The organism is Acinetobacter sp. RUH 2624, from assembly GCF_000162375.2.
GTDB lineage: Bacteria > Pseudomonadota > Gammaproteobacteria > Pseudomonadales > Moraxellaceae > Acinetobacter > Acinetobacter nosocomialis.
Genome location: NZ_KI391939.1, coordinates 2499605 through 2525532, shown reverse-complemented (window position 1 = coordinate 2525532; position 25928 = coordinate 2499605). Strand labels below are relative to the sequence as shown.

Genomic DNA, 25928 nt, shown 5'->3' with positions numbered 1-25928 from the left:
AACAATTTGGAGTGTTCCATGAATTTGGCTGATCGTGATGGTTTTATTTGGCAAGATGGACAATTAATTGATTGGCGTGATGCAAAGATTCACGTTTTAACTCATACTCTACACTACAGTATGGGCGTATTTGAGGGTGTTCGTGCTTATGAAACTCCTAAGGGTACAGCAATTTTCCGTCTTCAAGACCACACAAAACGTTTGTTAAATTCAGCAAAAATTTATCAAATGAAAGTACCGTTTGACCAAGCAGCGCTTGAGCAAGCACAAATCGATGTTGTTCGTGAAAATAAATTAGCTTCTTGCTATTTACGTCCGCTTATTTGGATCGGTTCAGAAAAACTAGGCATTGCTGCAACAAATAACACTATTCATGCCGCAGTAGCAGCATGGGCGTGGGGCGCATATCTTGGTGATGAAGCAATGGCTAAAGGTATTCGCGTTAAAACTTCATCATTTACTCACCACCATCCAAACGTGACCATGTGTAAAGCAAAAGCATCTGGTAACTACACATTATCAATTCTTGCTCACCAAGAAGTTGCGCACTCTGGTTACGATGAAGCAATGCTTATGGACCCACAAGGTTATGTGTGCCAAGGTTCTGGTGAAAACGTATTCTTGATTAAAGATGGTGTTTTACATACTCCAGATATCGCTGGTGGTGCACTTGACGGTATTACACGTCAAACTGTGATGACGATTGCTAGAGATCTTGGTTACCAAGTTGTTGAGCGCCGTATTACACGTGACGAATTCTATATTGCAGACGAAGCATTCTTCACAGGTACTGCTGCTGAAGTTACGCCAATCCGTGAATACGATGACCGTCAAATCGGTGCGGGTTGCCGTGGTCCAATTACCACTGAAATCCAAAAGACTTTCTTTGATGCAGTTCAAGGTAAAAATCCAAAATATGAACACTGGTTAACTTACGTAAAATAAGTTAATCCGTTAACATGAAAAGGCGAACATTGGTTTCGCCTTTTTATTTTTTAGTTAGGGAGCTTTTATGCATATTGTCTATGTCTCTGATGGTAAAGCAGGGCATCGTTCACAGGCTTTAGGCTTGTTTCAGGCAATGCAAAGACAGCAGGCAAATGCAACTTTTGAAGAAGTTTCTATTAATGACTTGCCTATTATTTCCTTAATTAAAGCGCTTTTCTCTTCAAAAAATTCTCTACTTCAGCAAGCACCCGATTTCATATTTGGTGTCGGGAGCCATACGCACTTTCGTGTCTGGTTGCTGGGTAAAATTTTTAAAAAGGCGAAGACTGTTATTTTAATGAAGCCAAATTTACCTATTGCTTGGTTTGACTATGCTGTGATTCCAGAGCATGACGGTATTCTTTCAAATGAGCGTGTTATTGTTACGCGTGGAGCATTGAATCCAATTCGTAATGAAAACCGACATCAGGCAGGCAGAATTTTAATTGCATTGGGTGGTTCATCTAAACGACATCAGTGGAACCATGAAAAAGTATTATTAAGTGTCCAAAAAATTGTTGAGTGTAATTCAAATTCTGAGATTATCCTGACCACCTCACGTCGTACTCCTGTAGGTTTCATTGATATTTTAAAACAACAAAGCTTTGCTAAGTGTTTGCAGATATTTCCAGTGGAGCAAACTCCTCAAGGCTGGATTTTTGAGGAAATGCAAAAGGCAGAAGCTGTGTGGGTAACCGAAGATAGTGTTTCTATGATTTATGAGGCACTTACTGCAGGTTGCCGAGTCGGTGTGATTGCAATGGACAGACTCAAACAAGATCGTATTACCAATTCGGTTGATATACTGCTAGAGAAAAAGTTAATAGCAAATGTGTTTGATATAAATTTGCTTCCTGAAGGGCAGGTCCTGCAGGAAGCGGATCGGGTCGTTTATCAGCTCACTAAATGACATTGGCTGTCATCGTGACCTTTATCATAGTTGATGGTTTCTGATGTTGCTAAAATTTCTCTTGGATATGTTTTGAACTTCGAATTAAATAACGATCTCTCTTGAGAAATGTTTTTACAGTGAATACCTCTCATATCTAAGAGTGTAGGTAATATATTAATTGAGCTGATTGCACTGCTTTGTTCTTTAGAAAGAGTATTCGCCATTTCTGGATGATGTTGCTTCCATGAGTTTGAGCTCCACATAATTAACGGAACATCGAAGTTATTTTTCATGTCTAAATGCAGTGAACTATTTTCTTTACATTCTCCAAGATTAAGACCATGGTCAGATGTGTAAATTAAGTTGGCGTCCACATTGGTTGCTTTTAATTTTTGAATAACTTCACTGAGCAGATAGTCTGTATAAAGTACCGTATTGTCATAGGTATCTTTAAACTTATTAAATTGCGGTGGATAGCGTTTTGTAAAATCAGCATGTGAGCCATAAAGGTGTAACACGATGAATTTATGATGTGTTTTTTCTGCCAATGCTCGATCAAATGATTTGAGTAGCTCCTCATCATAATGAGTTTCTAGTGAGGCTGAATATGAATGTTGCGTCAAAAATTGGGTTTCTTGAGCAGAAGAGGCATACGCTGAAACAAGAGAATCATATTCTCCATATTGAGATTGTGCGCTAAACCAGTAAGTTTTGTAGCCTGCTGCATTGAAAGCATTCACAATAGAAGGGCTTAAATTATCAGTCCCGTTTAACTTTCCTGTTAATAAGGTCGGTACAGACTTACTGGTCATATAAGAGCCTGAAATCGTATTATTAAATAACCATAAATCTTTCTTATATTTTTCTAGATAAGGCGTTGTATTATTTTTGGTATAGCCAAACAAACTTAAACGGTCGCGTCGAGCACTTTCCCCAATAACTAGTACTGTAATGGTAGGGCGAGTTTCCTTAACTTGTGTACATTCAATTTCGTTTTGTGTGGCTATGAAATCTTTTACTCGATTTACTTCAAGACTCGCTGCTGGTAAACCAAGAAGTAAATTTAAGGGGTAAGATTGTTTAAAATGGCGATATACATTTAGAAACCCTTGCTGATGATCAGGTGCTTTAAGGTAGCGTTGAATTGGCGAAAAAATAAGACATAACGCTAAAATGCGTAGCCATATTGGAGTGCTTAGTCTTTGATTTGGAATGAAATAATAAAAGAAAATCAAAGGAATGATGTAAGCAATAATCAAACCAATTGCTAAAGGAAGATCTAATGTCGATAAATAAACTTTGCCTTCAGTTGTAGAGCTGCCTAAAATTGTGAGCCACACTGAAATTTCAGTTGGGGCGTTATAGGTAATTTCATAGTACAGTGCAAAAGGGCTTAAAAGATAAATAGGTAAACTAAGCCAGAAAAAACGGCGGTAATGATAAATTAAAAAAACGAAAAAAATAAGCGGATATAAAGCTTTGAAAAAACCATCACTGGAAATAATGCATGATGGAACAAGCAGCATAAAGCAATAAATAAAGAACCATAACTTTCCTGTTTTGAATCGAAAAATCACGCCAAGCTGTTCCAGGTGTAAAAGCGCGATATCATCCTATATTTTGATAACACGGTCTACATAAATTAAGGCATGATATAATATTTTAGTTCATCTCCAGAATTGATGGAATTATAGAGTTTAGAATGAAAATATTGCATATCGCAAATTTTGGCTTTAATAAACAAGGCGCGCATTTTTACTGTACAGACCGTAAAATTTCTGCCGGATTAATTGAAAATGGCCATTTCGTTTATGATTTTAGTTTTCGTGATATGGCACGAATGGGGACGATTTTTAAAACAAAAAAATTGGGTGCCAATTGGGCCAACAAAGAAGTATTAAAAGTCGTCAATAACATTGAACCCGATTTGGTGCTCATTGGACATAGTGACTTGATGAGTCCAGATGTTCTAAGACAAATTAAAGAATCTTATCCAAATACTAAAATTGCATTTTGGTATGTTGATCCGCTTTATTTAGAGAGCAAACTTGGCTTTGTAAAAGCATTCTCCCCGTATTTAGACGCTATCTTTTGTACGACGGGTGGTGAGTATTTACAGAAGTTAAAGCAGCCTCATTTAAGCGTAGCCTATCTGCCTAATGTGGGTCATCGTAACGTTGAAACACTACAGCAATTTTCAAACTCTCAAACGGATAAAACTTTTATTTTCTGCGGTGTGGTCTATAAAGAACCTGAACGTGAAAAATTCTTAAAAGATTTGGCAGATGCCCTGCAACAAGGTCATGTAAACTATCAATATTATGGTTGTTTTGAGCAACCTGGTGTTTACGGTAAAGCTTATTATAAGGTTCTGTCTGAAACAAAAATGGGACTTAATTACTCACGTCGTAATGATGTAACCTTGTATAGTTCTGACCGTATTGTACAGTTGACTGGTAATGGTTTACTCACCTTTAGTCCAAGAATTCCGGATTTTGAGAAACTCTACACTGAGCAGGAAGTGGTTTACTTTGATGATCAGTTTGACTTGGCCAAGAAGATCCAATTCTTTGATCAAAATCCAGAGCAGGCTGAAAAAATAGCGAAAGAGGGCTGGGAGAAAACGCGTAAATCTTTCAATGCTAAACGTATCACTCAATTTATGGTTGAGGTGACATTTAAGCAGCCCCTTTCAGAAAATTATGAATGGTCACATGAGGTTTATGCATGATGTGGTTTTTGTACGTTGCGGTAGGCCTATTAATACTTGCTGCACTGTTATATGTGCTGGGTAATTATACATTCTGGCTTCCGTTCCGTTCGAACAAACTACCACGCATAGTGATGTTGCATCAGGTTACCCCTAAGGATGCTGCCTCTGGTATGAACATGCCCCCTGAAAAGTTTGAACAACTCTTACAGTTGTTGACGCGTAAAGGGGCTATCTTCTGCTTTGTTTCTGAGCTTGAACAATATCGGAATCAAAAGAATGTGGTTGCTTTAAGTTTTGACGATGGCTTTATGGATAATTATCTTTATGCCTATCCATTACTTAAAAAATATAATGCAAAGGCAACCATTTATTTGGCAACGCAAATTGAAGGTATTGAAAAGCTCACTCACGATCAAATCCATGAAATGGCGAACTCTGGTTTGATTGAGTTCGGTGCGCATACTCAACATCATGTGAACTTGCTTAAGCTTGATGACCAAACGGCTTACAATGAGATGCTTCAGTCTAAGCGTGATGTTGAAGCATTAGTTGGGAAGTGCCCTAGCTTTGCTTATCCATTTGGTCGTTTTAATGAAAAGCACCAGAAAATGGCCCAAGATATTGGCTTTAAAAATGCAGTATCGACTCGTAAAAAAATCGAAGCGTATGAAGCAGATAACCAATTTAATATTCCACGTGTCAGCACGCATGGTGCCATGAATGCTTTACAGATGCGTATCGCCCTTGCTAAAGGACGTTATAAGTTATGAATAAAATTCCATGTAGTGTTTATATTGTCACTTTAAACTGTGGTGCTTGGTTAGAGCGAACTTTGCAAAGTGTCAGTGAGTTTGATGAAGTTATTATTTTAGACTCAGGTAGTACTGATAATACTTATGAAATTGCAAAGCGCTTTGAAAATACCCAAATTTCTCATCAAGACTGGCAGGGTTATGCTGGGCAAAAAAGTTTGGCCTTAGCAAAATGCCGAAATGATTGGGTACTCAATTTAGATGGCGACGAAGTCTTATCTAAGGAGTTAAAACAAGAGATTGTTGAGACTATTCAGCAGAACAAGCTTGATGCATTAATCACTCCAATTAATGATGTATTTTTAGGTGTCCCGAACAGTAAACATACTAAAAAACATGCAAAGGTGCGTTTTTTCCGTAAGTCTAAAGGGCATTATGATCTTGCCAATAAAGTCCATGAAAATGTAATTGTAGATGGTGAATCTCAGCGCGCTCAACACGATATTTATCATTATGGTGAGTCGAGTATTTTCGTTAAAGTCGAAAAAAATAACCAATATTCCAACTTAAAAGCATTAGAGAAATTCCAAAAAGGAAAGTCTCCAAGCATTGCAAAATTGGTTTTGGTGATGCCAGTGACTTTTATGAAGTCTTATTTTATTCGCCGTAGTTTCTTAAATGGTTGGCGTGGTTTCGTAAATAGTATGATTAACGCGTTTTATGCATTTCTAAAAGAAGCCAAACTGTTTGAACAGACGATGAATAAAGATAAAAAATAAGTAGGCAAGCTATGAAAATTGTTCAGATTATGGCGACAGATGGTGGGAAAATCGGTGGGTTAGAAAAGCATACTTTCCAACTCTGTGCAGAATTATCACAAAAGCAAGAAGTCCATTTATTTTTAGACTTAAACTATCAAAATACACTACCTAAAATAGAGCATCTTCATTGTCATTATTTTGATTTTTCCAAAGGAAGAATGAATATCGGTCTTCTCTATTCTCTTTTTAAAGAAATTAGAAAAATTGCTCCTGATGTTGTCCATGCTCAAGGTGGAAAAGCTTCAAAAATTTTGAGTTTTCTTCTACCGTTTTTAAAAGTACCAAGTGTGGCAACCATTCATGGTATGAAAAATAATATGCGTAGCTATCGGCATTTTAATGAGGTAATAACTGTAAGTCAGGCGGTTGCCGATAAAGTGAGTGAGTATCGACCGGTTCATGTTGTTTATAATGGTGTGGCTCAGGAAAAAAGATTGACTGCTGATATACCTAGAACAACTCTAAAAAAAGTTATCGCAATTGGCCGATTAGATCCAGTAAAAGGCTTTGATCGACTTATAGAAGCATGGCAAGGTTTGGAGATTCAGCTAGAAATATTAGGTGAGGGACCAGAGCAGGAACATTTAAGTCAGTTAATTCAAGAGCTGCATTTACAGGATAAAATTAAATTAGTTGGTTATCAGCAAGATATTTATCCCTACTTGGCAGCAAGTGATTTAGTGGTGGTATCTTCCTTGAGAGAAGGAGGGCCTTTAATTGTTGCAGAAGCATTATTGGTACATAAACCTGTAATTGCCACTGATGTTGGTATGGTAAGAGAATTTATTCCAGAAAAATATATAGCAAAAGATAATACCGTATTAGAAATTAATAATTTAATTAAAGTTGCGATTAAAAACTTTGAGCATATTCATCATGACTTTAAGCCTGCATTTGATAAAGCTGAGGCTGAATTGTCTTTAAATGCAATGGTTAATAAAACACTAGATATTTATAAATTAGCGTTGAGACAACAACGCTAATTATCTTTTTCTGTCAAACGGATCGCATCCATAACAATGAAGTTTGAATGTACATCAATAGTGTGACATCCATCATCATCTTTGTTCCATTCAGGATATATTGTTTCGTACAGTTTTTCTTCATATTCCTTTGGACTTAATTTTATGATTTCCTTAAGTTCAATATGTCCACCATAACGTTTTAGAGAGTCTTGACTTGGGCGAACCAGTTTATTCTGATAGAAAAAAGGTTTTCCAGCCATCCTAAATTGAATTTTTCCTTTACACACTGGGTTCATTGGGTGTTCTTGCCAGTTAGGATTTAAAATATCCTCGGTAAAGAATAAATCTAAACGATCACCAAATTTCTTACAGTCACGACGTGTAGAAGTAAAAAGATACCATAAACCTTCATGATAAAAGGGTGTGGTGTCAACTGCTTCAATATTCTCTAAAAGATTAGAATGCTTTTCCCATTTTAGTGGAAAATCAGTACATTTCCAAAGTTCGATTGTTTTGTTGCTAAAAGTCTCTGGTACCATGTACCAAGTATTATCTATTTTAAATACACAAGGATAAGATAGGTGATAGTCAAGCTTTAAAATAGCTTCAGGTGATGTGTATGTACCATCTTTAAAAACTTCTAAAACAGAAAGAAAGCCTACAGGATGTTCATCATCAACTTCTTCAAAAAAAATAAAATGACGATCATTTTCATAAGCATAAAAGCTATCTGCAAATGTAAATTTTCTAGGAGAGTGAATTTCAAATAGAGAGTCTAATTGTTCAAGTGATGTAAAAGGTTGTTCTAACCAACCAAAACGCATATACCAATGAGAGTCAAAAGATTTTGCTTTTTTTGCTTGTTGGTATTTGTACCATTTTTTTTGGATTAGGCGATTTAGCATTAAATTTTACACTCGATATAACTATAATTAGATAGACTATCCCTGACTCATTTTAACATTTGAATGAAATGAAAAAATATTTAATCAGTATTGAATCTACGAATAGTGAACGTTTAAAAAAGCTGTACTCTCAGCCAACATTTTACAAATACCGCGATGAATTTAAGCAATTTGGGGTTATAGGAAAAAATTTAAGTGTTAGTGAGTATTTTCAACAGGGTGTAGCAGGTAAGAAGAAACCGATGACACCGGGTGAGCTTGGTTGTACCATGTCACATATTGCTGCATTAAAAGATTTTTTGAGCTCTGACGATGAATATGCCATTATTTTCGAAGATGATGTGATCGAACGTTTTGAAGTCGATTTTAATGAATTAGAAGAACAGGTCAAAAGGATAGGGCTGACTACTCCCTTATTTTTGAGTCTCGGTGGCATCCAGATGAAAATCTGTCGTAAAGTAAAAGGGAAATATCAGCCAAATTTTTTATTAGATCAGCATGTTCTAAAAGTTGATCCTTTCTTTTATGAAAATTTGGCATATGCATATGCATATATTGTAGATCGCGAGATGGCTCAAATATTAATTGATTTCCATCGCTCCCCAAGAGTTTATGATCAATGGGCTGATCTAATAATATTTAAACAATCAATTAATATTTATGTTTCATATATATTTGATCACCCTGAAATCGAAAATGAAAAAGATAAGAGTTATCTAGAAAATGAAAGAGATATGTTAACTAAAATAACAAAAAATAAATTAGAATTTGATTTTTCTTATATTGTAAAAAAAATCAAAGGTTTTTTTCTTCAGAATTACAAATTAAATACTTAACTAAATAGGCGGTTTATTTTGAAAAAATATCTTATTAGCATTGAAGCAGATAATAGTCCAAGGTTACAAAATTTTTTTTCTCAAAGTAATTTTCAGCCATATAAGGGTGACTTTAAAAAAATAGGCATCAAGGGTAAAGAGCTTACAGTAAAAGAATATTTTGACTTGGCCGTCGCTACACAAAAGCAACCCTTAAGCCCAGGAGAGTTAGGTTGTACTTTATCCCATATGCAGGCACTTCGAGATTTTATTACAAGTAACGAAAAATATGCATTAGTATTAGAAGATGATGCTATTCAAATTATGGATATTGATTTAAATCAATTTAAGTCAGAAGTAGTAAATTTGAATTTACAGAATTGCTTCTTTATGAGTTTGGGTGGTATTCAACTTAAAGTAAATGATCGTATTTATGGAAAAATTCAGCCCAAAAAAATTTATAATAGAAATATTTTAAAATTGCATCCCTATAGTATTGCTGATTTATCTTACACTTATGCTTATGTGGTAGATAAAGAAATGGCTAAAGTTCTATTAGATTATCATCATAAACCACATGTATGCGATCATTGGGATGAGTTGTATAAGTTCTATCCCAAAATTAATTTTTATGCGACATTCTTATTTGATCATCCTGAAATCATATTTCATACTCATTCCACTAGCAGTATAGAGTTAGAACGGAAACTGCTTTCAGAAAAAAATAAAGTAGAAAGAAACATCTTCGAAAAGCTCAATCGATCCTTTAAAAAAAGGTGGTTAAAATTATTTTATGAGCAATATCGTGAATTTTAAATTAAGTGTTAAAATATAGTTAGAGTAATTTATGAAGAATTTAATTGTTGTAAGATGTGGTGATAAATCGCTGCATGAAAAATGGGTTTCAACTGATGCAAATTATGATATTGCATTAAGTTATTTTGGAGATAATCCAAAATTTGATATAGAGAAAATTAAATTTTTTCATCCTTATAAGGGCTCAAAGTGGGAAGGGTTATATAATTTTTTTACTACTACTGACTTTTGGAAAGAATATGACGCAATATGGTTGCCAGATGATGATATAGATACAGATACACAAACTATTAATCAATTTTTTGATTTATTTCACTATTATAAATTTGATTTGGCTCAACCTTCCCTTGATGAAAGAAGTTATTATTCATGGGGAATTTTATTAAATAATAAATCATTTAAGTATCGTGAAACAAACTTTGTAGAAGTTATGATTCCTTGTTTTAATAAAAAGTCTTTTGAGTCTTTATATCTCACCTTCAAAGAAAATAAGTCAGGGTGGGGATTAGATAACTTATGGCCAAAACAATTAGGAGATTCTTCTAAAATTGGTATTATTGATGAAGTAAAAGTCTTTCATACTCGACCTGTAGGCTCTGCTGGTAATGGAGTTGGTAAACAGAGTTTTAAAAAATCGTCCCTTTTTTCAAAAGCGAAATTAATTACCCCACTCGATGAACTAAATACCCTACTAAAAAAATATGATTTGAGTCAGGAAACAATTTGTAAAGGTGGCTTAGATCAACAGAATATTTATCTAAATACTGAGAATGTTGAATTTATAAAAAAAATAATTGCTGGATGTGATAGTCGTTTATTAAACGGAACATCAATTTCTTTTGGATTAGATAAAGTTGGACTAAGTAAATGAAATTTTTAATTGTAGGATGTGGATTTACAGGTGCTGTTATTGGAAGGGAGCTTGCAGAGAAAGGACACTCTATTGTTATTATTGATCAACGGCACCATGTAGGTGGAAACTGCTATACGGAACGTGACAGTCAAACAGGAATCATGGAACATGTTTATGGGCCGCATATTTTCCATACAGATGATGAGCAAGTGTGGAAATATGTCAATTCACATGGAAATTTTAAACCCTTTACGAATAGGGTTAAGTCAATTGTAAATAATGAGGTTTATTCACTTCCAGTTAATTTACACACAATTAATCAATTTTTTAAGACTAGATTTTCTCCTGATGAAGCAAAAGAATTTATTAAAAAACAAGGTGATAGAAGTATTGTTGAACCAGTAAATTTTGAAGAGCAAGCTTTAAAATTTATTGGCAAAGATCTATATGAAGCGTTTTTTAAAGGATATACAAAAAAGCAATGGGGACTAGAACCTAAATTATTGCCAGCAAGTATCTTGAAAAGATTACCTGTCCGATTTAATTATGATGATAACTATTTTTCACATAAGTATCAGGGGATGCCTGAAAATGGATATACATCAATTATTGAGTCTATTTTAAATCATAACAATATCTCAGTAGAGCTAAATAAAAGTTTTTCTAAAGATTTGGTAGCTGAATATGATCATATTGTTTGGACTGGAAAACTGGATCAATGGTTTGATTATTCTGAAGGAAAGTTAAATTATCGGACTTTAAAATTTGAAAAAAATTATTCGGAAGGCGATTTTCAGGGAAATGCAGTCATCAATTATGGGGATGAACATGTACCTTATACTAGAATTTCTGAACATAAACATTTTGCTCCTTGGGAAACGCATGAGCAAACTATTTATTTCAAAGAATATAGTGCAGATTGTACCGATGACGATATCCCTTACTATCCTGTACGATTAGCTGATGATAAAACAGTATTAGATAAGTATTTGGCCTTGGCAAAGGTAGAAAAGAAAGTAACATTTGCTGGTCGCTTAGGAACTTATAGTTATATGGATATGGATGTGACTATCAGACAGGCTTTAGATATATCAAAAGAGCTTATTAATAAAGCTCATTCTTTTGATCATTCCTAGTGATTAAAAAGGCAACATTATTTATCGAAATATTAATGTTGCCTTTAAAATTATTTATCCGCATTTCCTTTAAGCACCATATAAATGAGTGCTACAAAAATAAGTAATGCACCTGCGAGGCTGCTTACACAGAAATAAAGAATGCGTTGGTTGGTCGTTAAATTAAATAGTTCATGTGAAAGGATATAGCGCATGAAAAACCATTGCGCAAGAGAGAATACAATCACGACTAAAGCATGTCGACGAACGTCAGGACGCATTGCCATAATCAATTACCATGCGGGAGAAGAGAGCAGCTATTATGCCATTTGCCCACTGTCACCTCAATAGACTATGAATTAACGAAATTGTTTAGAAATAATAAAAATATGAAGGAATTGTGAACTTTAATTAACATTAATAAATAGTAATATCCCTCTTATTTGCTAAAACTTTCATTATCTTGTTGAATTTAGCTTAGGGGAGAATAATGCAGCCTATTGATTTTGTAATGATTTGGGTCGACTCAACTGATACTAAATGGCAGCAAGATTATAAATATTATAAATCTAAAGAAGCAAATACACAGGTGACTGAGGTCATTGATGAATGCCGTTATCGTGATTGGGATAATCTTCAATATTGGTTTAGATCTGTTGAAAAATTCTGTCCTTGGGTACGAAAAATTCATCTAGTAACTTGTGGTCATTTTCCAGAATTTTTAGTACAAAATCATCCAAAATTAAACTTGGTGACCCATGATCAAATTATAAATCCAGACTATTTACCTACTTTTAACTCTCATGCTATCGAAATTAATATTCATAAAATAGATGGTCTTGCAGAGCAATTTGTCTATTTTAATGATGATACTTTTATTAATAGCCCCCTAGAACCGGAGTTTTTCTTTAGAAATGGTCTACCTTGCGATGGAGTTAGACTACAGCCTTTAATGGTAGTGGGAGAAGAGAACTTTTTAGGTGCTGTTGCTTTGACCGATGTTGCGATTATTAATAAATATTTTGATAAGAGAAAATTATTTCGAAAAAATCCTTATGCACTTTTTAATCATCGTTATTCAATCAGTAATAATTGGGGTAACTTTTTAAGTTTATATAATCGAAAATTCTCAAGCTTTTATAGTAATCATTTACCTCAACCATTTTTGAAATCGATATTTGAAGAGGTTTGGGAAAAAGAAGAAAACTACTTAAAGGAAGTATCAAGTCATCGATTTAGACAGCCTTTAGATGTTAATCAGTACTTGTTCAGATTGTGGCAGTTATGTTCTGCTCGTTTTTGCCCCGTAAATATATTTGAGCGTGGTCAAAATTTTAATTTAAGAATCCAAAATCTTCCTGAAATTAATCATGTTATTAAAAATGAGTACCTTCCACAGATTTGTTTAAATGATGATGAGCAAGTGGTTGATTTTGAAAAACTAAAAAAAGAAATTATTCAGATTTTTGAACAAAAATTTAATACAGTTTCGAGTTTTGAAAAAGAAATATCTCATTAAAAATTATTTATTAAAAAACCCTGCATAAGCAGGGTTTTTTAATTTCACAATCTAATAATTATTTAGATTCTTCAGCTTTTGGCTTTTCACGTAAGCGGATGCCCAAGTCACGAAGTTGGTTTGCTTCAACAGGAGCAGGTGCTTGAGTAAGTGGACATTCAGCAGTTTTCGTTTTAGGGAATGCAATAACGTCACGAATTGAAGTCGCGCCAGTCATAAGCATTACTAAACGGTCAAGACCAAATGCCAAACCACCGTGAGGAGGGGCGCCATAACGAAGTGCGTTAAGCAAGAAGCTGAATTTCTCTTCTGCTTCTTCATCAGAAATACCAAGCGCTTCAAAAATCGCTTTTTGCATTTCTAATGTGTAAATACGAAGAGAACCGCCACCAACTTCAGTACCATTCAATACCATGTCATAAGCAACAGAAAGTGCTTCGCCTGGATTGCTCTTCACGTCTTCTACGCTAGATTTAGGTAGTGTGAATGGGTGGTGAACAGAAGTCCATTTGCCATCGTCAGTTTCTTCAAACATTGGGAAGTCAACAACCCAAAGTGGAGCCCACTCACAAGTTGCAAGGTTCAAGTCATGACCGATCTTGACACGAAGTGCACCCATAGCATCGTTTACAACTTTGGCTTTATCAGCACCGAAGAATACGATATCGCCATTCTCTGCACCAACACGCTCAAGTAACTTCATTACGATTGGTTCAATGAATTTAACGATAGGAGATTGAAGACCTTCAATTCCTTTTTCGATTTCATTGACTTTGATGTACGCCAAACCTTTCGCACCGTAGATGCCAACAAATTTAGTGTATTCATCAATTTGGCTACGACTTAATGAACCTGCACCTGGGACGCGAAGTGCTGCAATACGGCCTTTAGGGTCTTTTGCAGGACCAGCAAATACTTTGAACTCAACTTCTTGCATTAAATCTGCAACGTCAACGAGTTTCAATGGAATACGCAAATCTGGTTTATCAGATGCATAGTCACGCATCGCTTCGCTATATGGCATGCGGCGGAACTTTTCAAATTTTACGCCAAGCAAGTCATTAAATAGTTTAACAGTCATGCCTTCCATCAAATCCATGATTTCATCGTCATTTAAGAACGATGTTTCAATGTCGATTTGAGTGAATTCTGGCTGACGGTCAGCACGTAAGTCTTCATCACGGAAACATTTCGCGATTTGGTAGTAACGATCGATACCACCAACCATCAATAATTGTTTAAACAATTGAGGTGATTGTGGAAGTGCGTAGAAGCTACCATTTTGTACGCGACTTGGTACTAAATAGTCACGTGCACCTTCAGGAGTTGCACGAGTTAAAATCGGAGTTTCAACGTCTAAGAAACCGTGATCATCTAAATAGTTACGGATCAAGTTAGTTACTTTAGAACGGAAACGTAAACGCTCTAACATTTCAGGACGGCGAATGTCCAAGAAACGATATTTTAAACGGTGTTCTTCTGACACGTTAATCGTGTCATCATTTAATGGGAATGGAGGAGTTTCAGAAGCAGCAAGAACTTCGATTTCTTTGCCTAAAACTTCGATTTGACCACTCACCATATTTGGGTTTTCAGTACCTTCATAACGGCGACGAACACGACCTGTAATTTTTAATACATATTCAGAACGTGCTTTATCTGCAGTTGCAAATGCTTCTGGAGTATCTGGGTCAATAACCACTTGAACGAGACCATCACGGTCACGCATATCAAGGAAAATAACACCGCCATGGTCACGGCGACGATGTACCCAACCGCATAATGTAACGGTTTGGTCGATTTGGGCTTCAGTTAAAGAGCCACAGTAATGAGTTCGCATCATGATGAAGATTATCCAAACTATATTGGCTGAAAAGACGGATGCGTAAACCGCGCATCGTCAAAAAAGTAAGTTTTCGATTATGCCCTGTTGAATGGCATGCCACAAGAACTAGATCAAAAAACAGCTATAATTTAGCTAAAAATGAGCAATTTGGCAGCAAGTTTACCCTTTAGCCCATTCTTTGTTGTCGATCTAAAAACAGGAATAATAAGCACCCTAAACTAAAAGTGCTTAACCAGCCTTGCATGAATTCATTAATAGATCGACCTGTAAAGTAATAGGTGTCGGTATGCCAAACCTCATGAGGAATGTAACGGGCATAATCCCAAAGTGAAAATAAGCCCAAAAGGGTAGATAACATAAACAGAGACCATGCAAAAATTTTAATTTTATGACTTATTTTCCAGTGCTGTTTATGTTTTTGATAGTAATGAATACTCATCCAGCCTAAAAAAGGTAATGCTAGAGCAGAAGAACCGAGTTGAAGTAGTCGATGCAAAGGATAGGGACGACCAAAGAAATGAACCGTTTGGGATAAAAAATCTTGGAAGATAAAAGTTCGAAAGTCAGAATGAGTAAGACCATCCCAAATGAGATGAGTGGCAATACCGATAATGAGTGCAAATATAATTTCAATTAAAAAGTAGATAAAACGTTTAAAAGAGTCTAATTTCAAATCATGCTGAATACCAAAAAAACGGTAAACCACAGGTCGATAAAGTAAATACCAAATGACGCAAAACAATAAACCTAATGCAAGGTTTGGGTAAAGCAAACCCTTCCATTGATGAGTCAGCATACCTGACTGAACTGTAAATAAGCGGTAAAGGTCAGGTGTCATGCTGCCAATAGCTAGGGCAGCAACAGGCAAAGTGTTTCGACTTAGTTTAGCAATCGGTGGAGCAAGAACAGCATGAGAGATTGTAAAAGGCATTGGAAAACGAAGCTTCTCACATCATCAAAACAACGAGTCTAACGAAACATGCCTTTGGTTAATGTTTTTTATTGCAAAACATTTGGAATGTTATAATATAACGTAAAAAATATGGGGCATTGACTATGCAGCTCAAAACACAGCTTTTTGTTCTCTTATTATTATCACTTTCTATTCAGCAAGTGATGGCAGCGGATGACACAAATACTAAGGAAGAGAAACCTGCCGAATTGGCAACAATTACGGTTAAAGCAGAACCCACAGCACCAGCCAATAATACGTCTTTAGCAGAAGGTGCAACGAGTATTGGTAATGCCTTAAATGGTCAGGCAGGGGTTTATTCAGCTCAATATACAGGAGGGGCGAGCCGCCCTGTCATTCGTGGTCAAGACGGTACACGTGTCAAGATCGTACAAAACGGTGGAGATGTAATGGATGTTTCATCTGTATCGCCAGACCATGCCGTTACGGTTGATCCAAACTCTGCCCAAGATATTCAGATATTAAATGGTGCTGAAGCATTATTATATGGTGCAGGCTCTGTGGGGGGACTGGTAAATGTTGTTGATGAAAAAATTCCAACCAGCATGCCAGACAAGGGCTATCAAGGAAAAGCCGGTGTCCGCTACAACTCAGGTAGTGATGAGCTACTATATTCAGGGCAAGCGACAGTCGGTTTAGGGGACCATGTTGCGCTACGTGTCGGTGGTTTAAAGCGCGATGCGAATGACTATATTTTGCCTAGAGATTTACAAACAGACGAGCGTCGTCAGGATAGCACTTTTGCCGACTCTAAAAATTATAATGCTGGATTATCTTGGATTGGGGATCGTGGTTTTATCGGTGCTTCATTTAGCCAGCGTCATGATCAATATGGTATTCCTGCCGATAATGAGCTTTTTGGTTCATGTGAACGTGATGGCTTGCACCTTGTGTGTGGAACTGACGACCCATCAACCGATCATGAGCATGAGCACGAACATGATGCCTCATGGATTAATCTCAAAGAAAAGCGTTACGATTTAAAAGGTGAGTTAAGAGACCCGTTTGCAGGTTTTGCTAAAGTTGCAGCGCAAGCAAGCTATACCGATTATCAACATGAAGAAATGCATAATACTGATGTCGGAACAACTTTTAAAAGCAAAGGGATTGATAGCCGAGTTACATTAGAAAATAATGCTTGGGCGGGTTGGACAGGACAAATTGGCGCGCAATATACCCAACAAAAACTGAATATTGTTGGTGATGAGTCGATTATGGATCCAAGCAAAACCCAACGTTATAGCGTATTTGGTTTGCAACAAAAACAAATCAATAACGTCAATCTTGCAGTTTCTTCGCGTATTGATCATCAAACTATCGACATTGAGTCAGATCAAAAGAATTACACGGGTACTGGATATTCGGTTGCTGGTACAGCAAGCTGGGAATTTATTCCGCAATACAAATTGTCCCTCACAACATCACACCAAGAACGTTTGCCATTTGCTCAAGAGTTGTATTCGGACGGTGTGCATATGGCGACCAATACTTATGAGTTGGGTAATGATGACCTGAAGAAAGAGCGCTCAAATAATGTTGAGTTAGGTTTGCACTTTAATAATGATCTTTTGAAATACAACGTAAGCGTGTTCCATAACCGTTTTGATAATTTCATTTATGCTAATACATTGGATGATTTCCAAGGCTTCCGTCTTATTCAATATAGTCAAGATGCAGCTAAGTTCTATGGTGTCGATGCTGACCTAAGCTACCAAATTTCACCTGTATATAATTTAGGGCTATTTGGTGATTATGTTCGCGGCAAAATTGATAATGAAAATGCACCACGTATTCCGGGTGGGCGTTTAGGTACTAAAGTTAAAGCAGATTTTGGTGATGGATGGGATGGTTCTGCCGAGTATTATCATGTATTCAAACAAGATGATATTGCTAATTATGAAACCAAAGGGCAGAGCTATAACATGCTGAATTTAGGCGTTGGTTATAACGGCAAATATAGCAATATTGGTGATTATCGAGTGTTCTTGAATGCCAACAACTTGCTTGATAGCCGAATTTATCAACATGAGTCTTTCCTTGCAAATGTTCCACAAGTCGGACGTAATTTTACTGTCGGTGTAAACTTTAGTTTCTAAGGCCTAACACGAAACTAAACTTGAAAAATCAAGCTAAAAGACCTAATTTGGAATGATCAAGTTAGGTCTTTTTTATGCGTATTTTTCAGCGAATTCATCAAAAAATAAATTGGTCAGGGCGTCGTTATATGGCGGTATTACTTTGCGTTGTTGCTATTGCATATATTGCATCGGCAATTTACCACACAGTAAAACCATTACCACAGGGCATTAACTTTAGTGGCAAGCTTAGACATGCCGATGTCAAATTTTTAGCAGATAAAACTTATCTGGATGCCAATGGTCAACAGAAGCTTGATCAACATATTTTTGATGAAATTTTAAAAATGATTGATGAGGCAAAGACTACTATTGTGGTCGATATGTTTTTATTTAATTCAGAGGTGGGTGATTCAAAAATAAAGCAAAGACCATTGATGCAGGAACTTACTAATGCGTTGATTAGTAAAAAAAGACAAAACCGTCAAATCCAGATTGTATTAATTACTGACCCGATTAACTCAGTTTATGGCGGTTTAAGTCCGGAGCATTATCGGCAATTACGACAAGCCGGTGTTGATGTTATCGAAACGAATCTGGCACCTTTACGTGCTTCAAATCCACTTTGGTCTGGTTTTTGGTATATTTGTTGCCAAAATATCGGAAATAATCCAGACAAAGGTTGGTTACCCAATCCTTTTGGTAATGAACAAATTACATTACGCAGTTATCTGAACCTATTTAATTTTAAAGCGAATCACCGTAAAACCTTGGTTGTTGATACTGACGCTGGTTGGAAATCATTGGTCACCTCAGCAAATCCACACGATGGTAGTTCGAGACACTCTAATGTGGCGTTGGTTGTAACAGGAGCCACAGCTACTGATATTCTTCAAACAGAAGCTGCTGTTGCGCAGATGTCTGGAAGTAGCTCACCATCACTCATTTTAGGTGACTTCGAAAAAGATATAACCAAGCCTCAGGTTCAAGTGTTAACTGAGGGCGCAATCTATGAATCTGTACTGAAACTAATTAATTCGGCTAAACCCAAAGAACATCTCGATCTAAGTATGTTCTATCTATCTGAACGCAAGATTATTCAAGCTCTAAAAAATGCACAAGCACGAGGGGTTATGGTTCGGGTTCTGCTTGATCCAAATAAAGATGCGTTTGGAAGACAAAAGAATGGTATTCCAAACCGTCAGGTTGCTTCAGAACTACATACTGCTGGTATACCAATTCGCTGGTGTGACACGCATGGTGAACAGAACCATAGCAAAATGATTGTGAAATATAACGACCAGCAAGCTGAGTTGATTGTAGGTTCTGCCAATTTCACTGCTCGTAATTTAAAAAATTACAACCTTGAAACGGATATGTTGGTTATAGGCAAAGTTCAAGATCAAGTTTTTAAAGATGCTCAGGATTACTTCAATACTTCTTGGTCAAATCTACAAGGTAGACAGATGAGCGTCGATTATGCGAAGTATGCAGACGAGTCTAAAGTGAAGTATTGGATTTATCGCTTTATGGAATGGTCAGGGTTATCCACTTTCTAATTCTATTTTTTATATAAACTTTGAGCTTATCCGTTGCCGTGATTTTGTACAAAATTGGAAAGATAATTGGCGACATGGATGTCGCCGTTTCACTGTGTTGCAGGGAAGCAACATCAGTGAAACAAAGGTTTTTGTCACTTTTGACCTCTCAAAAGTGAGGCATTAGCCTATACAAAAGATATTAGAACATCACTGTAAGTAAAGGCTGTGCTATAAGTCCGATGATTTAAGGTGCTGGCGGAATCAATTGATCCAAAGCCTTATCATCTAACTTTTCTATTTCACTCAAATCAGTCTTAATCTTCCACTGCGATTCATCATCTACCGGATTAGGTAAACGTGCTTCAAGCCAATCACATACGGCATCAGGGTTAAACTCAGGATGATTACATTGAATAATCCATGACAAAAAGTCTTTTGCTTCGCCATTCATATAAGGCGGTGGTGACACTGGAAAAAATAACGTAGGTAGACGTTCATTCGTCGATAGATAGTTTAAAACATGGCCGAGTTCTTGCACGGTTTGCCATGCAAGTGGGTGTTCTACATCAATACTGAACTTAAACCACCAAGCGTGTTCGCCATCTGCTCCATGCGCCATAATGCGGGCTTCTTGTACACTTGGAACTTTGCAGAAAAATTGATGAAGACGTTCAAAACTGATTTCAGACACAGCAATTGACCTAGCTTAGAAAATGCTAATGGTAGCACAGATACAGATTCTTCATATTTTCTTTATAGTCATTACAAACAATATCAATCAAGCCGGTTTTATTCATGGTTTCTCCTTGACTCTCTTTTAATCTAGCTCTATATCAAGACAAAAGGGATGCACCATGAAAAAGCCAATCGTTCTTGTACTTTCAACTTTAATGTTGGGTATGTCTGCTACTGCGATGGCGGATTCAAATAATCGCTGGGATAACTATCACGGTAAAGACTATCGACATTATGAACAACGCTACGATCATCGTTATGATCGACGCGATGACCATAGACCACCGGTTTGGTCAAATGCAAACCGTGGCCATGAATATGTTGTGTTCAAGCGAGGGGAGCGTATTCCTGTAGAATACCGTGATAACCGTTATTTTGTTTCGGACTGGCGTGCCCATCGTTTATATGAACCACCACGTGGATATCACTGGGTGAAAACACCGAATCAATATTTATTAGTTGATTCACATCACCAAGTTTATCGTGTGCGTTAAAACTAAAATATAAAAATGAAAAGGCCTCAATATTGAGGCCTTTTTTATGCTAATTCATCATCTTGTGGTTGAGGAGTTTTTAAAGAGTTGGGTGTTTTTGAATGCTTTTCTTTCATTACAGATGGGTAGTGCCAAGAAGCAAAACGAACCACTAAAATTGAAATCGCTAAAATTAAAATTGAACCAGTAATAATCACTTGATCGATATCTGCTTTATGGTCATGTTGAATATCTGAAATCAGTAAACGCGTTAAGGCTGTAATCGCCACATAAATAAGAAAACGTACAGGCATATGATTGGTTTTAAAATAAATACCGACCATTGCGCCGAGTTCCAGATAAATAAATAACAATAAGATGTCATCGATTGAAGCATACTTTTTGACAGTTAAAATTTCATAAACTGTATGTGCTGCTGACCATGCCACCATACAACCGATAATGAATAAAGCCAAATAATGAAAAGCTTCAACGGCATAGTGACCAAACCGGTCGAGCGTTCTTTCAAACTTTTTCGGATCAGGCATAGTAAAATCTTTTTAATATGAGTATGCCTAGAAAATAAACAAATTTTATGCCAATAGAAATAGTAAATACAAAATAAAAAACGCCTGATTACTCAGGCGTTTTTTATAAAAATCTTAATTATGCTTGGTTTGTAAAGTAGTCTTCACTAAAGCCCATAATTAAGTCTGAACCAGCTTTGATTTTAGCAATACGTGCATCAATATCTGGCAAGATACGTTCAACATAGTATTGAGCTAAAGCAAGTTTGTTTTGGTAGAAATCACCAGATTTATCTTTAGCAGCAGCTGCAATTTTTGCAAACATATAAGAGAAGCTGAGTAAGCCAACTGCATGTAAGTAATCAACAGCAGCAGCATTTGGGAAATCTACATTTTCAGCAGCTTGTTCAATAATAAACTGAGTGATTGCTTCAATTTCAGTTGCAGCATCTAAAGTTGCATCTTTAATGAAGTTCAAATCGGTGTCTAAATCATTTGCAAAGTCACGGATTTCTGTAATGTATTCAGCAATGAATGCACCGCCACATTTAATAGTTTTACGACCAATTAAATCTTGAGATTGAACGCCGTTGGTACCTTCGTAGATTTGCGCAATACGAAGATCACGAATACATTGTTCCATACCCCATTCACGAATATATCCATGACCACCAAATACCATCTGAGCATCTAAAGTTGCTTGGAATGCGGTATCTGTAAGGTAAGCTTTTGCGATTGGTGTTAAAAGCGCAACGCGATCATTCGCTTTTTTCACAGCTTCTGCATCAGTTGAGAACTTAGTGATATCTAGCTGTTGACCTACATAGACTGCAAATGCACGAGAAGCTTCGTTGTTTGCACGTACATTTAACAACATACGACGTACATCACCATGTACTAAAATGCTATCAGCAGGCTTGCTTGGTGATTGGACACCAGCTGCACTACGGCCTTGTAAACGGTCAGTCGCATATTGAGCAGCATTTTGATAAGCAAATTCAGAAGCACCTAAACCTTGAATACCCATTGATAAACGTTCGTAGTTCATCATAACGAACATCGCAGCGAGACCTTCATTTTCTTTACCAACGAGGTAACCTTTTGCGCCATCAAAGTTCATTACACAAGTAGCAGATGCTTTGATCCCCATTTTATGTTCAATAGAACCTGGGCCAACATGGTTGCGGTCACCTAAAGAACCATCTTCTTTTACAAGGTATTTCGGTACGATAAATAGCGAGATACCACGTGAACCAGCAGGAGCATCTGGAGTTTTAGCAAGTACCAAGTGAATGATGTTTTCTGCTAAATCGTTGTCACCGCCAGTGATGAAGATTTTAGTACCTGTAATGTTATAAGTACCGTCTTCATTACGTTCTGCTTTAGTTTTAATAATACCTAAGTCAGTACCTGCATGTGGTTCAGTCAAACACATGGTACCTGACCATTCACCGGAATAAATCTTAGGTAAATAAGTTTCTTTTTGCTCTTGAGAAGCATAGCTACTTAAAGCCATACCAGCACCTACTGAAAGAAGCGGGTAGAGCATGAAAGATGGGTTTGTCGCAAATAACATTTCATCGGCAAGAACGGTCAGCATTTTTGGCATGCCTTGACCACCCCATTCTTCATCTGCGCCTAAGCCAATCCAACCACCTTCTGCATATTGACGAAATGCATCTTTAAAGCCAGTAGGCGTAAAGACTTCGCCGTTTTCATAGCGAGCGCCTTCTTCATCACCAGTACGGTTTAATGGATGAGTCACGTTCTGAGCAAATTTAGCCATTTCTTCTAAAATTGCTTCAGCTGTTGCAGCATCTACATGAGCGAGTTTCTCATTAGACTGCCAAAATTGTTCTGCTTTAAATACATCTTTTAAGATGAATTTCATATCAGCTAAAGGAGCATTGTAAATTGGCATAATCGTTCACCTTTTTTATGCACATCAACTTGTGCTAGATATCCTGTAAAACGAAATGGATATTGAATTTAAAGTCTAAATTTATCACTGATCTTATAAAAAAAGGACCGTCAAAACTGAGCAGTCCTTTTTTAGTTTTTAACATTGCATATCGCAACTAACTATGGTTAGAAAGCGAAATGTTCAGCATCTAATGACATCAATGGGTCTAAACCACCAGCAATAACGTCTACGTGAGAACGTACGCGTGGCAAGATTTTCTTGAAGTAGAAGCGAGCAGTCGTAACTTTCGCGTTATAGAAATCAACGTCAGTTGTACCTTCTGCTAATTTCTCTTGTGCTACAAGCGCCATACGAGCCCATAGATAAGCTAAAGTAACGTAACCAGCGAAGTAGAGGTAATCTACAGCAGCAGCGCCCACTTCATCCGGATTTTGCATTGCACGCATACCGATTTGCATAGTGAGGTCGCCCCATTCTTTGTTAAGCGCAGCAAGTGGCTCAACAAATTCTTTCATGGCAGCATTGTCTTTATTTGCTTCTACAAACTTGTGAACAATCTTAGTGAAATCACGAAGCATTGCACCTTGAGTTTGTAAAACTTTACGGCCTAATAAGTCTAGTGCTTGAATTTCAGTTGTACCTTCATACAAGCAGGCAATACGTGTATCACGTACGATTTGTTCCATGCCATGCTCAGAAATAAAGCCATGACCACCGAAGACTTGAACACCGTGCTTAGCAGACTCAGAACCTGTTTCAGTTAAGAATGCTTTTGCAATTGGAGTCAATAAAGACAAGATGTTGTCAGCAAACTTACGCTCTTCTTCAGTTTCGCCTTTTTCAACGATATCTGCATATTGAGCAAGTAAGTAAACAAGTGCACGACCGCCTTCAGCAAATGCTTTTTGAGTTAAAAGCATGTTGCGAACAGCAGGGTGAACAATAATTGGATCTGCTTCTTTTTCTGGAGCTTTAGGACCAGAAAGTGAACGCATTGCTAAACGCTCTTTCGCGTAAGCTAAAGCACCTTGGAAAGATGACTCAGATGCAGATAAACCTTGAACCGCAGTACCAATACGTGCTGTATTCATGAAGGTGAACATACAGTTCAAACCACGGTTTTCAGGTCCGATCAAGTAACCTTTAGCTTGGTCAAAGTTAATGACACAAGTTGCGTTACCATGGATACCCATTTTGTGTTCAATAGAACCACAACGTACTGCATTACGCTCGCCAATCGTTCCGTCTGCATTGACATTGAACTTAGGAACGATAAATAACGAAATACCTTTAGTCCCTTTTGGTGCACCTGGAAGGCGAGCAAGAACGATATGGATAATGTTTTCAGCCATATCATGTTCACCAGCAGAGATAAAGATTTTCTCGCCAGAGATTGCATAGCTACCATCTGCATTTGGTTCTGCTTTAGTACGGATAATACCTAAGTCTGAACCTGCATGAGATTCAGTTAAACACATCGTACCTGTCCAAACACCTGAAACAAGGTTTGGTAAGTAAGTATTTTTTTGTTCATCAGAACCATGATGTTCTAATGTACGTACTGCTCCGTGAGACAAGCCAGGGTACATACCCCATGCCCAGTTAGAGCTACCTACCATTTCTGAAATTGCGATACCTAAAGAGTTAGGTAAACCTTGACCGCCGTATTGTTCTTCTGCTGATAAAGACGGGAAGCCAAGTTCGATGTATTTTTGATAAGCTTCTTTAAAGCCTGTTGGTGTAGTAACAACACCATCATTCCAAGTACAACCTTCGCGGTCGCCAACTTGGTTTAAAGGAGAAAGTTCATTTTCACAGAAGTCTGCCGCAGCTTCTAAATATTGATCAACCAATTCACGGCTTACGTTACCTTGAAAGTCAGGTAATTTTGCATAGTGTTCTTCAGCATTTAATAATTCATGCAAAACAAATTGCATATCACGTAAGGGCGCTTTGTATTGTGGCATATCGGGTTCCTCAATACTGGTGAAACCAGAGTTATAATCCTAATCTACGATAATGTGCCATAAGAGGCACCTTGAACCATTACATCGTGCAACAACTTGCATAACTGTACAAGCACCTCAGGGCCTTTACTTTGTGACTGCAAAGTCAAGAAAAAAATACTTGAACTATGTAAGTGCTTTGAGTGTAAACACTTTTGGTGAAGTTTAGATGAGACAAATAGTCAAAATCGTAAGTAGTTATGTACACAAAAAAGGCGCCTATAGGCGCCTTTTATTGCAGTATTTTTAAAATTATTTTGCTTGTGGTGCTACTGGAGCTGGAGCATTCATTGGAGGTTGAGGACGCTTTGGCTCGAAACGAAGATTACAAGTCCCTTCAAGTGTTCTATCTCCAACTTGGACATTTACAGCTTGACCATTTGCCTTGCCTTCACATGCTTTTTGAATCTGTTCAAAACGAGCTTGACGTTCTGCGCGGTGCTGTTCCCACGCTGCTTTTTGCTCAGGTGTAAATTCACGATGTTTCATGCGGTGATGACCATCACGTGGACCATCTTTCATCATATGATGGTCTGAATTAGGCGTTTGAGGGTTTGATTGACAAGCTGCCAAACTGCCCATAGTTACAATTGCTGCACTGAATAATGCGATTTTAGCCGTCATTTTCATGTTTAAAGCCCTTTAATGTTTGTTTTAAGATGACTTAAAGATTAG

At 37.0% G+C, this 25928-nt stretch carries 24 protein-coding genes; 14 read left to right on the top strand and 10 right to left on the bottom strand.

What is annotated here, in order from left to right; genetic code table 11:
• Positions 1-18 precede the first annotated feature (18 nt).
• Together HMPREF0014_RS18410 and HMPREF0014_RS18405 are read left to right on the top strand one after the other, a co-directional pair.
• Positions 19-945 carry a branched-chain amino acid transaminase gene (locus tag HMPREF0014_RS18410; protein ID WP_002051336.1) on the top strand — a complete coding sequence of 309 codons (927 nt, stop codon included), beginning with the start codon at positions 19-21 and terminating at the stop codon, positions 943-945.
• 67 nt (positions 946-1012) lie between these two features.
• A complete protein-coding gene (locus tag HMPREF0014_RS18405; protein ID WP_004711944.1) occupies positions 1013-1897 on the top strand; it encodes an ELM1/GtrOC1 family putative glycosyltransferase in 885 nt (294 codons plus the stop codon).
• Here the strand turns inward: HMPREF0014_RS18405 and HMPREF0014_RS18400 are convergent.
• Complete coding sequence (locus HMPREF0014_RS18400; RefSeq protein ID WP_006580296.1) at positions 1882-3456, bottom strand: phosphoethanolamine transferase; 1575 nt, start codon at positions 3454-3456, stop codon at positions 1882-1884. The genes HMPREF0014_RS18405 and HMPREF0014_RS18400 overlap by 16 nt on opposite strands.
• 125 nt (positions 3457-3581) lie before the next feature.
• Between HMPREF0014_RS18400 and HMPREF0014_RS18395 the strand changes: the two genes are divergently transcribed.
• Genes HMPREF0014_RS18395 through HMPREF0014_RS18380 form a run of 4 tightly spaced genes read left to right on the top strand, consistent with a single transcriptional unit; the run spans position 3582 to position 7148 of the window.
• Positions 3582-4610, top strand: a complete 1029-nt coding sequence (locus tag HMPREF0014_RS18395) for a glycosyltransferase (protein ID WP_006580297.1) — start codon at positions 3582-3584, stop codon at positions 4608-4610.
• The gene (locus HMPREF0014_RS18390) at positions 4607-5362 is read left to right on the top strand and encodes a polysaccharide deacetylase family protein (protein ID WP_004711949.1); all 756 of its coding nucleotides are present in this window, start codon (positions 4607-4609) and stop codon (positions 5360-5362) included. The genes HMPREF0014_RS18395 and HMPREF0014_RS18390 overlap by 4 nt, the downstream gene beginning before the upstream one ends.
• Positions 5359-6123 carry a glycosyltransferase family 2 protein gene (locus HMPREF0014_RS18385; protein ID WP_006580298.1) on the top strand — a complete coding sequence of 255 codons (765 nt, stop codon included), beginning with the start codon at positions 5359-5361 and terminating at the stop codon, positions 6121-6123. The genes HMPREF0014_RS18390 and HMPREF0014_RS18385 overlap by 4 nt, the downstream gene beginning before the upstream one ends.
• Before the next feature lie 11 nt (positions 6124-6134).
• Entirely contained in the window at positions 6135-7148 is a 1014-nt protein-coding gene (locus HMPREF0014_RS18380) for a glycosyltransferase (protein WP_006580299.1), read from the top strand.
• Here HMPREF0014_RS18380 and HMPREF0014_RS18375 read toward each other — a convergent pair.
• Positions 7145-8035: a hypothetical protein gene (locus tag HMPREF0014_RS18375; protein WP_006580300.1), complete on the bottom strand. Its 891-nt coding sequence runs from the start codon at positions 8033-8035 to the stop codon at positions 7145-7147. The genes HMPREF0014_RS18380 and HMPREF0014_RS18375 overlap by 4 nt on opposite strands.
• 68 nt (positions 8036-8103) lie before the next feature.
• Between HMPREF0014_RS18375 and HMPREF0014_RS18370 the strand changes: the two genes are divergently transcribed.
• The 4 genes from HMPREF0014_RS18370 to glf are packed head-to-tail and all read left to right on the top strand — an operon-like array spanning position 8104 to position 11655.
• Entirely contained in the window at positions 8104-8871 is a 768-nt protein-coding gene (locus HMPREF0014_RS18370) for a glycosyltransferase family 25 protein (protein ID WP_006580301.1), read from the top strand.
• Between the two features lie 18 nt (positions 8872-8889).
• Positions 8890-9666, top strand: a complete 777-nt coding sequence (locus tag HMPREF0014_RS18365) for a glycosyltransferase family 25 protein (protein ID WP_006580302.1) — start codon at positions 8890-8892, stop codon at positions 9664-9666.
• A 31-nt stretch (positions 9667-9697) separates the two neighbouring features.
• Positions 9698-10537, top strand: a complete 840-nt coding sequence (locus HMPREF0014_RS18360; protein WP_006580303.1) for a DUF707 domain-containing protein — start codon at positions 9698-9700, stop codon at positions 10535-10537.
• Positions 10534-11655 (top strand): UDP-galactopyranose mutase, encoded by a 1122-nt coding sequence (gene glf, locus HMPREF0014_RS18355; RefSeq protein ID WP_006580304.1) that lies wholly within the window; start codon positions 10534-10536, stop codon positions 11653-11655. Before HMPREF0014_RS18360 ends, glf begins: the two co-directional genes overlap by 4 nt.
• Positions 11656-11705: 50 nt before the next feature.
• Here glf and HMPREF0014_RS18350 read toward each other — a convergent pair whose 3' ends face one another.
• Positions 11706-11921 (bottom strand): hypothetical protein, encoded by a 216-nt coding sequence (locus HMPREF0014_RS18350; protein ID WP_006580305.1) that lies wholly within the window; start codon positions 11919-11921, stop codon positions 11706-11708.
• A 203-nt stretch (positions 11922-12124) separates the two neighbouring features.
• Between HMPREF0014_RS18350 and HMPREF0014_RS18345 the strand changes: the two genes are divergently transcribed.
• Positions 12125-13153 carry a stealth conserved region 3 domain-containing protein gene (locus HMPREF0014_RS18345; RefSeq protein WP_006580306.1) on the top strand — a complete coding sequence of 343 codons (1029 nt, stop codon included), beginning with the start codon at positions 12125-12127 and terminating at the stop codon, positions 13151-13153.
• A 58-nt stretch (positions 13154-13211) separates the two neighbouring features.
• Here the strand turns inward: HMPREF0014_RS18345 and aspS are convergent, their stop codons facing one another.
• Together aspS and HMPREF0014_RS18335 are read right to left on the bottom strand one after the other, a co-directional pair.
• On the bottom strand, positions 13212-14996 hold the full coding sequence (aspS, locus tag HMPREF0014_RS18340; protein WP_006580307.1) for an aspartate--tRNA ligase: 1785 nt from the start codon (positions 14994-14996) through the stop codon (positions 13212-13214).
• A 169-nt stretch (positions 14997-15165) separates the two neighbouring features.
• Positions 15166-15930: a DUF4184 family protein gene (locus tag HMPREF0014_RS18335; RefSeq protein ID WP_006580308.1), complete on the bottom strand. Its 765-nt coding sequence runs from the start codon at positions 15928-15930 to the stop codon at positions 15166-15168.
• 125 nt (positions 15931-16055) lie between these two features.
• Between HMPREF0014_RS18335 and znuD the strand changes: the two genes are divergently transcribed.
• A complete protein-coding gene (gene znuD, locus HMPREF0014_RS18330) occupies positions 16056-18068 on the top strand; it encodes a zinc piracy TonB-dependent receptor ZnuD (protein WP_006580309.1) in 2013 nt (670 codons plus the stop codon).
• Between the two features lie 74 nt (positions 18069-18142).
• Entirely contained in the window at positions 18143-19606 is a 1464-nt protein-coding gene (locus HMPREF0014_RS18325; RefSeq protein ID WP_006580310.1) for a phospholipase D family protein, read from the top strand.
• A 226-nt stretch (positions 19607-19832) separates the two neighbouring features.
• Here HMPREF0014_RS18325 and HMPREF0014_RS18320 read toward each other — a convergent pair whose 3' ends face one another.
• Entirely contained in the window at positions 19833-20279 is a 447-nt protein-coding gene (locus HMPREF0014_RS18320; protein WP_002051512.1) for a hypothetical protein, read from the bottom strand.
• A 163-nt stretch (positions 20280-20442) separates the two neighbouring features.
• On the opposite strand from HMPREF0014_RS18320, the gene HMPREF0014_RS18315 reads away from it, so the two are divergent.
• A complete protein-coding gene (locus tag HMPREF0014_RS18315) occupies positions 20443-20817 on the top strand; it encodes an RcnB family protein (RefSeq protein ID WP_002051261.1) in 375 nt (124 codons plus the stop codon).
• A 44-nt stretch (positions 20818-20861) separates the two neighbouring features.
• On the opposite strand, the gene HMPREF0014_RS18310 is transcribed toward HMPREF0014_RS18315, so the two are convergent.
• The 4 genes from HMPREF0014_RS18310 to HMPREF0014_RS18295 all read right to left on the bottom strand — a co-directional run bounded on the left by HMPREF0014_RS18310 (position 20862) and on the right by HMPREF0014_RS18295 (position 25883).
• Positions 20862-21344: a phosphate-starvation-inducible PsiE family protein gene (locus tag HMPREF0014_RS18310; protein WP_004885289.1), complete on the bottom strand. Its 483-nt coding sequence runs from the start codon at positions 21342-21344 to the stop codon at positions 20862-20864.
• A 118-nt stretch (positions 21345-21462) separates the two neighbouring features.
• Positions 21463-23244 carry an acyl-CoA dehydrogenase C-terminal domain-containing protein gene (locus tag HMPREF0014_RS18305; protein ID WP_006580311.1) on the bottom strand — a complete coding sequence of 594 codons (1782 nt, stop codon included), beginning with the start codon at positions 23242-23244 and terminating at the stop codon, positions 21463-21465.
• 167 nt (positions 23245-23411) lie between these two features.
• Positions 23412-25214 carry an acyl-CoA dehydrogenase C-terminal domain-containing protein gene (locus tag HMPREF0014_RS18300; RefSeq protein ID WP_004711974.1) on the bottom strand — a complete coding sequence of 601 codons (1803 nt, stop codon included), beginning with the start codon at positions 25212-25214 and terminating at the stop codon, positions 23412-23414.
• A gap of 291 nt (positions 25215-25505) precedes the next feature.
• Positions 25506-25883 carry a hypothetical protein gene (locus HMPREF0014_RS18295; RefSeq protein ID WP_004711976.1) on the bottom strand — a complete coding sequence of 126 codons (378 nt, stop codon included), beginning with the start codon at positions 25881-25883 and terminating at the stop codon, positions 25506-25508.
• Between the last annotated feature and the right edge of the window lie 45 nt (positions 25884-25928).